This window comes from Methanofollis ethanolicus (assembly GCF_001571385.1).
GTDB classification, from domain to species: Archaea; Halobacteriota; Methanomicrobia; order Methanomicrobiales; family Methanofollaceae; genus Methanofollis; species Methanofollis ethanolicus.
Map to the genome: position 1 here is coordinate 308,242 of NZ_BCNW01000001.1, position 13,797 is coordinate 322,038.

16 protein-coding genes are annotated in these 13,797 nt (G+C 65.2%); 13 read left to right on the plus strand and 3 right to left on the minus strand.

The features are described 5' to 3' along the window. Nucleotides 1–9: 9 nt before the first annotated feature. Both MEFOE_RS01605 and MEFOE_RS01610 read right to left on the minus strand, forming a co-directional pair. Nucleotides 10–432: a spore germination protein GerW family protein gene (locus tag MEFOE_RS01605; protein ID WP_067047365.1), complete on the minus strand. Its 423-nt coding sequence runs from the start codon at nt 430–432 to the stop codon at nt 10–12. A gap of 66 nt (nt 433–498) precedes the next feature. Then, nucleotides 499–819, minus strand: coding sequence for a cupin domain-containing protein (locus MEFOE_RS01610; protein ID WP_067047368.1), 321 nt, complete (start codon nt 817–819; stop codon nt 499–501). 199 nt (nt 820–1,018) lie between these two features. On the opposite strand from MEFOE_RS01610, the gene cooS reads away from it, so the two are divergent. The 5 genes from cooS to MEFOE_RS01635 all read left to right on the plus strand — a co-directional run bounded on the left by cooS (nt 1,019) and on the right by MEFOE_RS01635 (nt 4,910). Continuing rightward, a complete protein-coding gene (gene cooS, locus MEFOE_RS01615) occupies nt 1,019–2,923 on the plus strand; it encodes an anaerobic carbon-monoxide dehydrogenase catalytic subunit (protein ID WP_067052819.1) in 1,905 nt (634 codons plus the stop codon). Continuing rightward, a complete protein-coding gene (locus MEFOE_RS01620; RefSeq protein WP_067047371.1) occupies nt 2,920–3,237 on the plus strand; it encodes a hypothetical protein in 318 nt (105 codons plus the stop codon). The genes cooS and MEFOE_RS01620 overlap by 4 nt, the downstream gene beginning before the upstream one ends. Before the next feature lie 424 nt (nt 3,238–3,661). Then, nucleotides 3,662–3,895 (plus strand): hypothetical protein, encoded by a 234-nt coding sequence (locus MEFOE_RS01625; RefSeq protein ID WP_067047374.1) that lies wholly within the window; start codon nt 3,662–3,664, stop codon nt 3,893–3,895. Nucleotides 3,896–4,039: 144 nt separating this feature from the next. Next, nucleotides 4,040–4,594: a flavodoxin family protein gene (locus MEFOE_RS01630; protein ID WP_067047377.1), complete on the plus strand. Its 555-nt coding sequence runs from the start codon at nt 4,040–4,042 to the stop codon at nt 4,592–4,594. Between the two features lie 67 nt (nt 4,595–4,661). Beyond that, complete coding sequence (locus tag MEFOE_RS01635) at nt 4,662–4,910, plus strand: eS24 family ribosomal protein (RefSeq protein WP_067047380.1); 249 nt, start codon at nt 4,662–4,664, stop codon at nt 4,908–4,910. A gap of 387 nt (nt 4,911–5,297) precedes the next feature. Here MEFOE_RS01635 and MEFOE_RS01640 read toward each other — a convergent pair whose 3' ends face one another. Further along, entirely contained in the window at nt 5,298–5,924 is a 627-nt protein-coding gene (locus MEFOE_RS01640; RefSeq protein WP_235809531.1) for a LysE family transporter, read from the minus strand. Nucleotides 5,925–6,015: 91 nt separating this feature from the next. Here MEFOE_RS01640 and MEFOE_RS01645 point away from each other — a divergent pair, with 91 nt between their 5' ends. The 8 genes from MEFOE_RS01645 to trpA are packed head-to-tail and all read left to right on the plus strand — an operon-like array spanning nt 6,016 to nt 13,792. Next, the gene (locus MEFOE_RS01645; protein ID WP_067047383.1) at nt 6,016–7,374 is read left to right on the plus strand and encodes a TrpB-like pyridoxal phosphate-dependent enzyme; all 1,359 of its coding nucleotides are present in this window, start codon (nt 6,016–6,018) and stop codon (nt 7,372–7,374) included. Nucleotides 7,375–7,384: 10 nt separating this feature from the next. Further along, entirely contained in the window at nt 7,385–8,911 is a 1,527-nt protein-coding gene (locus MEFOE_RS01650) for an anthranilate synthase component I family protein (protein WP_067047386.1), read from the plus strand. Beyond that, nucleotides 8,908–9,489, plus strand: coding sequence for an anthranilate synthase component II (locus MEFOE_RS01655; protein WP_067047389.1), 582 nt, complete (start codon nt 8,908–8,910; stop codon nt 9,487–9,489). The genes MEFOE_RS01650 and MEFOE_RS01655 overlap by 4 nt, the downstream gene beginning before the upstream one ends. Further along, nucleotides 9,486–10,502: an anthranilate phosphoribosyltransferase gene (trpD, locus tag MEFOE_RS01660; RefSeq protein WP_067047392.1), complete on the plus strand. Its 1,017-nt coding sequence runs from the start codon at nt 9,486–9,488 to the stop codon at nt 10,500–10,502. Before MEFOE_RS01655 ends, trpD begins: the two co-directional genes overlap by 4 nt. After that, on the plus strand, nt 10,499–11,260 hold the full coding sequence (locus MEFOE_RS01665) for an indole-3-glycerol phosphate synthase TrpC (protein ID WP_067047395.1): 762 nt from the start codon (nt 10,499–10,501) through the stop codon (nt 11,258–11,260). The genes trpD and MEFOE_RS01665 overlap by 4 nt, the downstream gene beginning before the upstream one ends. Next, entirely contained in the window at nt 11,251–11,823 is a 573-nt protein-coding gene (locus MEFOE_RS01670) for a phosphoribosylanthranilate isomerase (RefSeq protein ID WP_067047398.1), read from the plus strand. The genes MEFOE_RS01665 and MEFOE_RS01670 overlap by 10 nt, the downstream gene beginning before the upstream one ends. Then, nucleotides 11,820–12,995: a tryptophan synthase subunit beta gene (gene trpB, locus MEFOE_RS01675; RefSeq protein ID WP_067047402.1), complete on the plus strand. Its 1,176-nt coding sequence runs from the start codon at nt 11,820–11,822 to the stop codon at nt 12,993–12,995. The genes MEFOE_RS01670 and trpB overlap by 4 nt, the downstream gene beginning before the upstream one ends. Then, the gene (gene trpA, locus MEFOE_RS01680) at nt 12,992–13,792 is read left to right on the plus strand and encodes a tryptophan synthase subunit alpha (RefSeq protein WP_067047405.1); all 801 of its coding nucleotides are present in this window, start codon (nt 12,992–12,994) and stop codon (nt 13,790–13,792) included. Before trpB ends, trpA begins: the two co-directional genes overlap by 4 nt. Nucleotides 13,793–13,797: the final 5 nt, after the last annotated feature.

Sequence of the window (13,797 nt, forward strand, 5' to 3'; positions counted from 1 at the left end):
TCGACCTGTCTACTCGGTTCCCTGTTCGGTTTTCTTCTCCTTTTCCTCGCCCTTTTCCGGTTTGCCGACTTTGGCGGCGACACGCTCGACCATCGAGGGGATGACTTCCCCGACACTCTCGATGATCTCGGCGATCGGTCCCTTCTTCTTGAGAGAGTAGATCTGCACCCCTTCAGGACCCTTCACGTCCTTGTGGACGACGAGGAGGGCGATCGGTTCGACACCGGCACCTGCCCCGCCGCCTTCGCCGCCACCGCCCTCACCGCCCGGACCATTGCCCCTCCCTGCAGCGGCGCCGAAGCCGAAGCCGAAGCCGGCGATCGCGAAGACGACCTTGTCCCCGAGATCGAGCGGATCGCCAATGATCGCCTTTGCCGTTACGAAGTTACGAAGTTCCTCCGCCGTTACCCTGATCATCTCATCGCCTGTCATGTCTATCACACTCAGAGAGGAGAGAACCCCACATAAAGGTATGGGGGGAGGCGACCGACGGGTCCGTCACAGCAGCCGCGTCGAATCGGTCGGCCGAGGCACCTTGACGACGAGGACGCGGAAAGGCCGCTCGCCCTCGTTGATCCAGCGGTGCGGGATCCGTGCCGGGCTCTGGACCAGGGTGTCAGGGCCGCACTCCTGCCTCTCCTCGCCGATCTCGACGACGCCGGTCCCTTCCAGGACATAGAAAGCGACGTCCACGGGAGTGATGTGCTTTTTCAGGCTTTCACCGGGTTGCAGGGTGATGTGGACCATGGTGGCGTGTTCGGTGTCGTAGATCTTTCGTGCGTCCACGCCGTGCGGGTTCTTCTCGACCGGGGTCTCCATGACCGTTCGTGCAATCAATGTCTTCACCTTGGGGATACTCCGTCTCCCTCGATGAATACCTTTGGGTCGCCCCCTCCCCCTGCGATCATCAGGCGGATGAAGAGGTTCTCGACCCGGCGCGACGACGACAGGTTTATTCCCTCTCCTTGAGATGGGGGGGTGGCGGCGGCAGACTCGGCCGCCTCCGGAGGGGACGCAATTGGATGAAAAGAGAATCTCGTACCACCCGTCAGTGAGGACGGTCTATACAAAACTCCATGATATGGGGCTTTCCAATGTCTGGGACCGCTACGAGGCGCAGGGGATCGGGGGCGACCCGGACAACAGGTGCCGCTTCTGCATGGGCGGCGTACGCTGTGATTTCTGCTCGAGCGGGCCCTGTCGGGCCGACGCCGCCGCGGACAAACGCGGCGTCTGCGGGATCTCCGCGGACGGCATGGCGATGCGCATGATGCTCCTGCGCAATGTGATGGGGGCCTCGACGTACCACTACCACTGCGAGCAGACAGTGAGGACCCTGCGGGAGACCGTCCGCGGCACGACTCCCTTTACGGTGAAGGACCCGGAAAAATTGAAGGCCTTTGCGGCTCGGCTCGACCTTGACACACGCATGCCGACCGACAGACTGGCCCTTGCCCTCTGTACTTTTGTCGAGAACGACTTCCACCGCAGATCCGACGAACAAAGTCAGATCGTCGGACTCCTTGCACCGGCCGACCGCATCCGGGTCTGGCAGGAGACCGGGATCTTCCCCGGCGGGATCTACGGTGAGATGATGGTCGCGACGAGTTCCTCCCTCACGAACGTGGACGGCGACTATGTGAGCCTTGCGAAGAAGGCGATGCGTCTTTCCGTGGCGATGGCCTACCAGAGCCAGATCGTCCTCGAGTACCTCCAGGACGCACTCTTCGGGACGCCGACTCCCCACGGTATGCGGGTGGACCTCGGCGTCCTCGACCCCGACTACGTCAATATTCTCCCGAACGGCCACGAACCCTTCCTGGGCTTTGCGCTGGTGGACCTCGCCCGCGACCCCGCCTGGCAGGAGCGGGCGCACGAGGCCGGGGCGAAGGGGATACGGGTGATCGCGAATATCGAGACCGGGCAGGAGATGGTCCAGCGCCTCCCGATGGACGATGTCTTCTGGGGCTATACAGGGAACTGGATCATGCAGGAGGCGGTGCTTGCCACGGGGGCGGTGGACGTCTTTGTGGCCGACATGAACTGCTCGCTGCCCCTCGATCCCGTCTATGCGGAGAAGTTCCGCTTCAAACTTGTCCCGGTCTCGGAACTCGTCGCCTTCGAGGGCGTCGCTGACCGCGTGAATTATGACCCGGCACAGGCGCGGGCGCAGGCGGCGGCCCTCCTTGAGATGGGGATCGAGAACTTTCGGCAGAGGCACGGGAAGGTCGAACCCGTCCGCGGCCTCCCTGTCAGTCAGGCGGTCGTCGGCTTCTCGCCGGAGAGCATCACGAAGGCCCTCGGCGGGAGTCTCGTCCCCCTCCTCGACGCGATCAGGGACGGGTCGATCCGCGGTATCGCGGGTCTCGTCTCCTGCACGACCCTGCGGGACTCGGGCCAGGACGTCCACTCGGTCGCCGTCGCGGAGGAACTGATCAGGCGCGACATCCTGGTGCTCTCGATGGGCTGCGGGAACGCGGCGATGCAGGTCGCCGGCCTCTGCACTCCGGAGGCCGCGGCGAAGGCCGGGCCCGGCCTCAAGAAGGTCTGCACCTCCCTTGGCGTCCCGCCCGTCCTCTCTTTCGGGACCTGCACCGACACCGGCCGCCTCGCCGATCTCGTCGCCGCCGTCGGTGCAGCCCTCGGCGGCGTGCCCGTCGCCGACCTCCCTGTCGCGGCTGTCGCCCCCGAGTACATGGAGCAGAAGGCGACGATCGACGCGATCTTTGCTCTCGCCTTCGGGCTGTACACCTATGTGAATCCTGTGCCGACGGTGACCGGCGCCCCGCGCCTGGTGAAACTCCTCACCGCGGACCTGCAGGGGATCACTGGCGGCGTCCTCAGGCTTGAACAGGACGCAACGGCGGCTGCGGACGGTGTCCTCGGCCATATCGAGGAGAAGAGAAGAGGACTCGGGCTGTGACGGGAAAAGATACCTGGCCAGTTGCCTGCAGCACCGCCGACCCCTCGCTGATCTCCGAGGTGAAGGTGGGAAGCAGGCGGGTCATCATCTTCGGTCTCGAAGGGATGCTGGACGGCGTTGCGGCCCTCGGCATCACGGACGAACCGGCGCTCCGCGCCGAACTCCTGCGGCAGGCAGGGGAGAGGGGTCGGATACCGTGGGGCCTGGAGGAAGCGGCGACCGACGCCCTCCTCATCCTGTACCGCCGGAGGCACAGCAGAAATGGCTTTGTAGGGGAGAAGATCTCCCGCTGCGACGACAGGAGAGAGAAATAGTCTCTCCCCCTCGTGCGTGACAGAAAAAGGATGGGATATCCTGAAAAACGTGCCCCGGAGGGTATATGCAGGACCCTGTTCGGCCCCGTGTATCACCTTTCTGTCCTGCATCTTCAGCCGTTTCGAGTGCAGAACCGGGCCTTCACGGCATCGTGCCCTGAAGATAAGCCGGCGCCAGTGGCGGCCTTTCTGTACCCGCCGGTCGTGTTGCCGTACAGGCCGGCGAATGACCGTCCTGGTTCTTATCTTCCGATGGCATCTGTTCGACCCCCGGATGTGGTGTCTCTATCGCCCCTCCAGCTTTCAGCCGTTTCAGCTGGTGGACTCACCGCACCCCGGCAGGCCGTCCCGTCCCCCCTGAGGCACACACCCATACGATATATAATATATAATATTTTTGATACTTTGTTTTGCGGGAGGGGAAATGCACCGCACACTCCGCTGGCGCGAAGTCGGGATAGAGACAAACCTCCGGGCCCTGCGCGACGGTATCGTCATCAGGCGTGCCCGTCTCCCGCCGGAGAACACCCACGAGATCAGGATGATGGAGCTCTGGCTCTCCTCGATCGAGAATGTCCTCGGGAAGATCGTCGGGGGCTGTACGAGCACCGCATCCACCTCGACCCGCCTGTGCCGAAGGGGGATGTCGGGCATGTGAAGGGAACCCTCGTCGAGGCGGTTCTCGGCATTGTCTTCCTCCAGTGCGGGCTGAAGGGGGTTGCCCGTGCCGCCCGCCTGCTCAGGCCCTGATGCCGGGGATCACGTTATATATCCCTGCCCCCTGATGGGGGATCGAAGGGGCATGAAAGTCATCGGTATTGTGGGAAGCCCCCGCAAAGGGGGCAACACCGACATCCTGGTCAAGCAGGCGCTCACCGGCGCCCATGCGGCCGGGGCAGAGGCCGCCGTCATCTACCTGAACGACATGGTCTTCCAGGACTGTCAGGGCTGCGGCTACTGCAAGGGGACGAATGTCTGCCGGTTGAAGGACGATATGTATCCTGTCTATGAGGACCTGATCTCGGCCGACGGACTTGTGATCGGGAGCCCGGTCTATTTCGGGCAGATGACAGGGAACACCAAGAGTTTCATTGACCGCTGGTATGCTCTCGTGAACCCTGACTTCACCTCGCGGCTGCCGCCGGGGAAGAAGGTCGTCCTCATCTTCCCGCAGGGCGACGCCAACCCGTCGATGTACGAGGGGATGGCGACGCACTTTGAGGTGACGATGACCTTCTTCGGCATTGAGGTGACGGAGATCATCATCGCCCCTGGTCTGCTCGCGGCCGGCGAGGCGCAGGAGAGTGAAGAGTTGATGAGACGGGCCTTTGCGGCAGGAAAGAATCTTGCGGAGTGATCGAAAGCGTCGGTCTGGCACTATCCCTCCCCAAACCTTCAACCCTTTTTCCCCTGCATGGTGATGCATGGACATCGACTTTTCGCGGTACGAGAGGGACGAAGAGAGGCGGCGAACAGAGATCGATTTTACGGCGCGGTTTACCGGCCCCATCCCGTCGCGGGCCGAGATCGTCGACGCCCTCGCCCTCGTCTCAGGGGCCGACCCGTCTTCTGTCGTGCTCGAACGTCTCAGCCCGCGGGCAAAGAAGGGCGAGGTGCGGGGGAAGGCCAGGGTGTACGACGATGCCGCGGCGCGGTCCGCGGCCGAGCGGTAGCCCTCGAGCATATCCCAAAACTCTCATTCGTTCCCCTTTCCCGGGATGCTGGGCTCTGGAGAATGTATCTCATGTTCGAGTCGATGACTCTCTAGATTCCATGACGAGCGGTGCGGATCCCCGCCTTTCCCGCAATCTGAACCAGGGGACTGCCTCGAAGGTCTTCGACCTTCTCGTTGCCCCCGGACCCCCGAAAATAGGATAGGACCGGGGAAGGATAAACCCTGCATATTGAAGTAGACTGCCATCCGCTCCCTATCGTAATGGTGGGGGGACCGGGGGGTGAAACCCCCCGGAACAGACACAAGATCAGGATTTTTTTCAGAACCAAATACCTATCATTCCATCGGCGGGACAGAGGGTATGATCGGTTTTGGGATGATCTCTTCAGAAAAATGCCTTCCAGAGGTACGACGCCCCGAAGAGGACGAGGAAGAGACCGCATGCGCCGAGGACGAGGCGGTACTGCCTCACGCTCATGACCCTCCGTCCCCCTGCCGTGGCGGCGGCGACGAGCCCGAACCACCCGAAGTCTGCGGCCCAGTGGCCAAGTATGAAGGCGACGGCTACGGCCAGGCCCCCGGCAAGACCGTCGATGAGGAGGCCGGCGCCGACGGTGAGCCACCAGATCCAGAAATAGGGGTTTGCGGCGCTCGTTATGGCCCCGGCGACGTACGGGTTCCCGGCCGTCTCTCCGGGGTCGGCCTCCAGCACCGCGGTCCTGCTCTCCCTGATCGTCATCGCCCCGAAGACGATCAGGGCCGCCCCGCCGACAAGGGCGACCGCGGGACCGACCGAGCCGGCGGCGACGCCGAGGCCTGCAACGACGGCAAGGAACACCATCACTTCCAGTACGGCGTGCCCTGCCGCAACCTTCGGTCCAGCCGTCCACCCCTCCGCGAGCGCGCCCCTGATCGTCGCCACCAGCGTCGGTCCCGGGGCGAGGGCGCCTGAAAGACCGATAACGAGGCCAATGGCCAGGGCCCCTGCAATACTGTCCATCTCCATTATCATGGGTCATCCTGCTCTATGAACTCTCACCGTACCTTGTAATGTATCTTTTTGTTCCACAATGTATATCTATGGTCATAACGTACTCTCTCTCATGCAGACGAAGATCCTCCTGGACGAGGACGCCATGCCGAAAGCCTGGTATAACATCCAGGCCGACCTGCCGACACCTCTTGCCCCGCCCCTTCACCCGGGCACAGGAAAGCCGGTGACGCCCGACGACCTTGCCGCCATCTTTCCCCGCGAGCTGATCAGGCAGGAGATGACGACCGAGCGCTCTGTCCCCATCCCCGACGAGGTGCGGGACATCCTGAGGCTCTGGAGGCCGAGCCCCCTGTACAGGGCGCGGCGCCTCGAACAGCACCTGAAAACGCCGGCGAGGATCTACTACAAGTGGGAGGGGGTCAGCCCGCCGGGCAGCCACAAGCCGAATACGGCGGTGCCCCAGGCCTACTACAATATGAAAGAGGGAATCGAGCGTCTCTCCACCGAGACCGGGGCAGGGCAGTGGGGTTCGTCCCTCGCCTTCGCGACCGCCCTCTTCGGGATGGACTGCACCGTGTACATGGTCAGGTCGTCCTATGACCAGAAACCATACCGGAAGAGCATGATGCATGTCTACGGGGCCGAGTGCATCCCGTCCCCGAGCGAAAAGACGGACGCGGGCAAAAAGGTTCTTTCCGACCACCCGGACACCCCGGGGAGCCTCGGCATCGCGATCTCCGAGGCGGTGGAGGACGCGGTGAACCACGCGAACACGAACTACGCCCTCGGTTCGGTTCTGAACCATGTCTGCCTCCATCAGACGGTTATCGGTCTCGAGGCGCGGGAGCAACTCGCGATGGCCGACGCCTATCCGGACATGGTCATCGGTTGTGTCGGCGGCGGTTCGAACTTCGCTGGCCTCTCCTTCCCCTTTGCCGGGGACAAACTCCGCGGTAAACACCCGGAGACCGACATCGTCGGCGTCGAACCCGCCGCCTGCCCCACGCTCACGAAGGGGCTCTATGCCTATGACTATGGCGACATCGCGGGTCTCACACCTCTCCTGAAGATGTTCACCCTGGGCCACGACTTCGTACCGCCAGCGATCCACGCGGGCGGGCTGCGGTATCACGGCGTCTCACCCCTCGTAGCCCACCTCGCCAAAGGCGGGGCAATGCGGGCCGTCGCCTACCACCAGAACGAGGTCTTCGAGGCGGCCATCACCTTCGCGAGGACGGAGGGGATCGTCGTCGCCCCCGAGGCAGCCCATGCCGTGAAGGCGGCGATCGACGCCGCCCTCGCCTGCCGGAAGACCGGGGAGGAGAAGGTGATCCTCTTCAACAACTCGGGCCACGGCAACTTCGACTTCGCAAGTTACGATGCCTATCTTGCGGGCGGCCTCCCCGACTACGAATACCCGGCCGAGTTGATCCGCGAATCTCTTGCGCACCTGCCGAAGGTGGGGTGATGCCGGTGGAATGGATCCTGCCGTAAACGGCGTAACAGAGATCTTCAGGCCGGGCTATCAGGAATTCCTTGCCGCCGCGGAGGGGGGGTCCCGGCCCCTCATCATCCCCCTCTGCCAGGAACTCCCTCTCCCCCCGGCGACGCCGCCGGAGGTCTACGCTGCGCTCTGCACAGGCGCCGGTTTCCTCCTGGAGTCGATGGAGGGAAGTGACCGGAGTGCCCGCTACTCAGTGATCGGGGTCGACCCCGTGCTCAGTCTCTCCCTCAGGGAGACAGCGGAGATCGCCGGCGTCGACCCTTTCGTCCGGATCGCCGCCTCTCCTGATGGGGCCGATCCTGTCGAGATGGTCAGGTCGGTCCTTGGCCGGTTTACCGTCGCCGATGTCGGCGCCCCGCGGTATTTCGGGGGTTTTGTCGGCTACTTCGCGTACGACCTTGTCCACCGTTTCCATCCTAAGGTCGGGCCTGGCCGCCATGCCGGCCCTGACACGCCCCTGGCCAGACTTCTCCTTGCACAGGACTGCATCGTCTTCGACCACCTCGCTGGCAGGATGTACGTCTTCTCCAGCCCCCTGCTGACCGAAGACACAGACCCTCACAGGGCGTACAAGAAGAGCCGGGCGAGGATCAGGGCGCTGGTTACACAGATCCGGATCCTCGAACCGGAGGAACGGAAACCCCGACCAGAAGCCGCAGGGATTGACCTCCCCTGCCGTTCGACCTTCTCGAAGGAGGCCTTCGAGGCCGCCGTCCTGAAGATGAAGGAGCACATCGTGGCAGGCGACATCTTCCAGGGCGTCCTGTCCAGGCGGATCGACTGCGACTATCCGGGCGACCCCTTCGCTATCTATGAGGCGCTCAGGGCGATCAACCCGGGCCCATACATGTACTTCCTGGACTTCGGGAACCAGCAGGTCGCCGGCGCAAGTCCCGAGATGCTCGTCCGCGTGGAGAAGGGGACGGTCACGACCGTCCCGATAGCCGGGACGCGGCCGAGGGGCGCGACATCCGAAGAGGACGACCGCCTCGAAGCAGACCTCCTCGCCGACGAGAAAGAACGGGCCGAGCACACCATGCTCGTCGACCTCGCCAGAAACGATCTCGGCAGGGTCTGCACCTACGGGTCGGTCCGCCTGTCCGCGTTCATGGACGTCGAGAAGTTCTCCCATGTCCAGCATATCGTCTCCACGGTTGAGGGGTCGCTCGACGACCGCTACGACTGTTTCGATGCCTTCGCGTCGTGTTTCCCGGCCGGCACCGTCTCAGGCGCACCGAAGATCAGGGCGATGCAGATCATCGACGACCTGGAGCCCTGCCCCCGCGGCATCTATGCCGGTGCGGTCGGGCATGTCGGCTTCGACGGGGACATGGACGTCGCCATCGCGATCAGGACCGTGGTCGTCGAGAACGGGACGGCGTCGGTCCAGGCCGGTGCCGGCATCGTCGCCGACTCCGTCCCTGAGAACGAATGGGAGGAGACGAAGAACAAGGCTGCGGCCATGCTCCGCGCCATTGCATACGGGAGGAGAGACCTATGAGAGTGCTCATCATCGACTGCTATGACAGCTTCACCTACAACCTCTACCAGCAGGTAGGAAAACTCGGCGGGGAACCGGTCGTCGTTAAGAACGACGCCCCACCTTCGGTGCTCAGGGACGTCGACTGCGACCGGATCATCCTCTCGCCCGGACCGGGAACGCCCGAGGACTCGGGCCTCTGCCTCGACGCCCTCAGGACCATCTGCTGCGACATCCCGACTCTCGGGGTCTGCCTCGGCCACCAGGCGATCTGCACCGCTTTCGGCGGGCGGGTGACCCGGGCAGGGCGCCTGATGCACGGCAAGACTTCCCGGATCACCCACGACGGCACCGGGATCTTCGACGGGGTCCCCGACCCGTTCTCGGCCACCAGGTACCACTCGCTGGTTGCGGACCGCGCCAGCCTTCCCCCTGGACTCGAAGTCACGGCGACGAGTCTGGACGACGGCTATGTGATGGGCGTCCGGCACCGCGATTATCCCATCGAGGGCATCCAGTTCCATCCCGAGAGCATCCTCTCCCCCGAGGGGGACCGGATCATCGAGAACTTCCTCGCCGGAAAGGGGGTGCCGGCATGATCAGGGAGGCGATCGGGACCGTGACCACGGGCCGCGACCTCACCGACCAGGAGGCCGGTGCGGTCATGGAGGAGATCCTCGGCGGCGGGGCGACCCAGGCACAGATGGGCGCTTTCCTTACGGCGCTCAGGATGAAAGGGGAATCTGTGCCGGAGATCGCCGGCTTTGCGCGGGCGATGCGCGGGGCGTCTGTCAGGATCAGGCCGAAGGTCACCGGCGTCCTTGTCGACACCTGCGGCACCGGCGGGGACGGCGCCGGCACTTTCAACATCAGCACCGCGGCGGCTTTCGTCGTTGCCGGCGCCGGCGTGCCTGTCGTGAAGCACGGCAACCGGAGCGCGACGAGCAGGTGCGGTTCGGCCGACGTCCTTGCCGCGCTCGGTGTGTGCCGGGATATAGAACCAGAACGCGCCCGCACGATCGTCGAGGAGATCGGGATTGTCTTCCTCTATGCACCGGCATACCACCCGGCCCTCGGCCGGGTGGCCGGGCCGAGATCAGAACTTGGTATCAGGACGGTCTTCAACCTCCTCGGCCCCCTTGCAAATCCGGCCGGGGCTGAAGCGCAACTCGTCGGGGTCTACAGCCCTGCCCTCACCGAAACGGTCGCCGGCGTGCTGAAGAGCCTCGGCGTCAGGCGGGCGATGGTGGTCAACGGCAGCGGGATCGACGAGATCAGCACCGCCGGGCCGACCAGGGTCTCGGAACTCCGCGAGGGTGAGGTTCGCAGCTACACTCTCCTCTGCGAGGACTACGGGATCCCCCCCGCATCCCTCTCCGACCTTGCCGGCGGCGACGCCGCGGAGAACGCACGGATCCTTGAGGGTGTGCTCGACGGCGAACACGGGCCCGCCCGCGACATCGTCCTCCTCAACGCCGCCGCAGGGATCTATCTCGGGGGAAGGGCCGGAGACCTGGCTGAGGGCCTTCGCCTAGCGGAAGCGTCGATCGATTCGGGAAAGGCGCGGGAGAAACTCGACGCCCTTGTCGGGGCGACGGGGAGCGCCCGATGATCCTGGACGATATCCTCGCCCGCACCCGCGAGCGCGTGGCCGGACTGGAGGCCGACGGCCACATCCCCGACCGCCGGGCATCAGGGCGGTTCAGCCTGACGAAGGCGATCCGCTCCTCCGACCGGAGGAACGCGGTCATCGCCGAGGTGAAGTACGCCTCGCCCTCGCGCGGCACCATCCGCATGTCAGGCTCCCCGGAGGCGCTGGCGGCAGACCTTGTCGCCGGCGGCTGCGCCGGGCTCTCGGTGCTGACCGAGCCCTTCTTCTTCGGGGGGAGCACCGAGAACCTCAGGCATGTCCGTGAGGTCGCGCCCGTCCCGATCCTGCGGAAGGACTTCATCGTCGACGAACTCCAGCTCAGGGAGACGGCGACGATGGGTGCCGACGCCGTCCTCCTCATCGCCGGCGTGCTCGGCCGCGACCTCGGACGGTTCGTGGACCTCGCCCTCTCCCTCGGCCTTGAGCCCCTGGTGGAGGTGCGGAACAGGGAGGATGCCGGACGTGCCCGCGCCGCCGGGGCCGAACTGGTCGGGATCAACAACCGCGACCTCACCACGATGACCGTCGACCTGCACACCACACAGAGGCTCGCCCCTCTCGTCGGCGGCGACGGTCGTCTCGTCGTCTCTGAGAGCGGCGTCGTCTGGCCCTGCGATGTCAGGGCCCTGCGGCCGTACTGCGACGCCTTTCTTGTCGGTTCGGCCCTCATGTCCTCGGCGCATCCGGGAAAGAGGCTGGAGAGGCTCGTATGCGCGTGAAGATCTGCGGGGTCACGCGGGTCGCGGACGCCGTCGCCGCCGAAGAGGCCGGGGCCGACGCGATCGGCGTCGTCCTCTTCTCAGACTCGCCGCGCTCGATCTCCCCTGAGAAGGCGGCAGAGATCTTCGCCGCGCTCGGCCCCTTCACGGCCAGGGTCTGCGTCTCTCGGACGGCCGACCCGGCAGAACTCGCCGCGATCCTCGCCCTCGGCCCGACGGCGGTGCAAATTTATCACGACCTTTCGGTGCCGCCCGGCGTGCGGGCGGTCAGGGCGACCGCCGACGGGAGACTCCCTGCCGGCAGGTGCGACGCCGTCCTCCTCGACCGGAGCGAGGGCACAGGGAGGCAATACGATCTGAATGAGGCCAGGTCTCTCGTCCTGCGGTCGCCCGTCCCGGTCGTCCTCTCTGGCGGGCTTACGCCGGAAAACGTCGGCGAGGCGGCGAGAGACGTGCGCCCGTACGCCGTGGACGTCTCGTCGGGCGTCGAAGACCGGCCGGGCATCAAGAACAGAAAGAAAATGACTGAGTTTATCATGGCATGCAGGAGCATATCCCCATGAAAAAGGGATATTTCGGTGAATTCGGCGGACAGTTCGTCCCCGAGACCCTGATGGGGGAGCTCGGGGCGCTGGAGACCGCCTATGAACGCGCGAAGAACGACCCGGCCTTCCAGGCCGAACTTGAGGGCTACCTCTCGACCTTTGCCGGGCGTGAGACCCCGCTCACCTACTGCCGGAACCTCTCCTGCGACCTCGGCTGCCGGATCTATCTGAAGAGGGAGGACCTCCTCCACGGCGGCGCCCACAAGATCAACAACACCCTCGGCCAGGCCCTGCTGGCGCGGCACATGGGGAAGAGCAGGATCATCGCCGAGACCGGCGCCGGCCAGCACGGGGTGGCGACGGCGATCGCGGGTGCGGCCCTCGGTCTCCCGGTCGAGGTCTATATGGGGGAGGTGGACATGGCCAGGCAGAGGCTGAACGTCTTCAGGATGGAACTCCTGGGGGCGACGGTCCACCCGGTGCGGACAGGCAGCCGCACCCTGAAGGACGCGGTCAGCGAGGCCCTGCGCGACTGGATCGTGAGGCCCGCAGAGACCTACTATCTCCTCGGCTCCGCGGTGGGGCCGCACCCGTACCCGACGATGGTCAGGGACTTCCAGTGCGTCATCGGACAGGAGATGCGGGAGCAGGTCCTGAAGGTCGAGGGGCGTCTGCCCACGGCGGTCGTCGCCTGCGTCGGCGGCGGGTCGAATGCGATCGGAACCTTCTATCCCCTTCTCGGCGACGACGATGTGCGCCTTGTCGGCGTGGAAGCCGGAGGCGAGGGCCTCTCGACCGGGAAGCACGGGGCCACCCTCTGCGCCGGGACGAAGGGGGTGCTCCAGGGCTCTCTCTCGTACCTCCTCCAGGACCGGGACGGACAGATCCTTGATACCCATTCGGTCTCTGCCGGCCTCGACTATCCCGGCGTCGGGCCTGAACACAGCATGCTGAAGGACATCGGGCGGGCCGAGTACGTCGCGGTCACCGACGACGAGGCTCTCGCCGCCTTCTCCCTGCTCTCGCGGCGGGAGGGGATCATCCCGGCACTGGAGTCGTCCCATGCGGTGGCGTACGCCGTGAAGATGGCGAAGGATCTGGACGAGGACGACATCATCGTCGTCACCCTCTCCGGGCGGGGGGACAAGGACGTGGTCGAGGTGGCGGCGAGGATGGGGGTGACGATATGAGCAGGATCGACGCCCTCTTCTCAGGCCTGGAAAGACCGGCCTGCATCGCCTATCTGGCGGGCGGCGACCCTGACCCGGAGACCTCCCTTGCGGCGGTGCGGGCGGTCGTCGACGCCGGCGCGGACATCATCGAGATCGGCGTGCCTTTCACCGACCCCATCGCCGACGGTCCGACGATCAGGCGGGCGGACAACCGTGCCCTTGCGGCCGGGACGACGCCGGACCGGATCTTCGAGCTGGTGCGGGCCGTCAGGGCGGGGACTTCCGTCCCGATCGTCCTGATGACGGCGTACACCATCGTCTATGTCCGCGGCGTCGACCGCTTCTACCGGGAGGCGGCGGAAGCAGGAACCGATGGGGTGATCATCCCAGACATGCCCCCGGAGGAGTCTGGGGACGCCGTCGCCGCGGCCGGGCTGTACGGCCTCGACCAGATCTTTCTCGTGGCCCCGAACACCCCTGAAGAGCGCCTTGACCTGATCCTGGAGCATGCAGGCGGGTTCCTCTATCTCGTCTCCGTGCAGGGGGTCACCGGTGCGAGGTCCGGCCTCCCGCACGGCATCGAGGAGAGGATCGCCGCGTTGCGGTCGCGTACCGCTCTCCCCATCGCCGTGGGCTTCGGCATCTCGGGCCCCGAGCAGGTGCGGGCGATCGCGGCCGCGGGTGCCGACGGCGTGATCGTCGGCAGCGCGATCGTGGCAATCGTCGAGAAGCATCTTGGAGACAGAGAGGCGATGTGCGCCGAACTGAAAGAGTTCGTCGCCGGCCTCTGCGGGGCTGTCAGGGACGGGGCCTGAAGAGG

Coding starts and splice junctions, on each gene's coding strand:
- MEFOE_RS01605 (WP_067047365.1), bottom strand. CDS start 432: ATGACAGGCGATGAGATGATCAGGGTAACGGCGGAGGAACTTCGTAAC.
- MEFOE_RS01610 (WP_067047368.1), bottom strand. CDS start 819: ATGGAGACCCCGGTCGAGAAGAACCCGCACGGCGTGGACGCACGAAAG.
- MEFOE_RS01625 (WP_067047374.1), top strand. CDS start 3,662: ATGCACCGCACACTCCGCTGGCGCGAAGTCGGGATAGAGACAAACCTC.
- MEFOE_RS01630 (WP_067047377.1), top strand. CDS start 4,040: ATGAAAGTCATCGGTATTGTGGGAAGCCCCCGCAAAGGGGGCAACACC.
- MEFOE_RS01635 (WP_067047380.1), top strand. CDS start 4,662: ATGGACATCGACTTTTCGCGGTACGAGAGGGACGAAGAGAGGCGGCGA.
- MEFOE_RS01640 (WP_235809531.1), bottom strand. CDS start 5,924: ATGATAATGGAGATGGACAGTATTGCAGGGGCCCTGGCCATTGGCCTC.
- MEFOE_RS01645 (WP_067047383.1), top strand. CDS start 6,016: ATGCAGACGAAGATCCTCCTGGACGAGGACGCCATGCCGAAAGCCTGG.
- MEFOE_RS01650 (WP_067047386.1), top strand. CDS start 7,385: ATGGATCCTGCCGTAAACGGCGTAACAGAGATCTTCAGGCCGGGCTAT.
- MEFOE_RS01655 (WP_067047389.1), top strand. CDS start 8,908: ATGAGAGTGCTCATCATCGACTGCTATGACAGCTTCACCTACAACCTC.
- trpD (WP_067047392.1), top strand. CDS start 9,486: ATGATCAGGGAGGCGATCGGGACCGTGACCACGGGCCGCGACCTCACC.
- MEFOE_RS01665 (WP_067047395.1), top strand. CDS start 10,499: ATGATCCTGGACGATATCCTCGCCCGCACCCGCGAGCGCGTGGCCGGA.
- MEFOE_RS01670 (WP_067047398.1), top strand. CDS start 11,251: ATGCGCGTGAAGATCTGCGGGGTCACGCGGGTCGCGGACGCCGTCGCC.
- trpB (WP_067047402.1), top strand. CDS start 11,820: ATGAAAAAGGGATATTTCGGTGAATTCGGCGGACAGTTCGTCCCCGAG.
- trpA (WP_067047405.1), top strand. CDS start 12,992: ATGAGCAGGATCGACGCCCTCTTCTCAGGCCTGGAAAGACCGGCCTGC.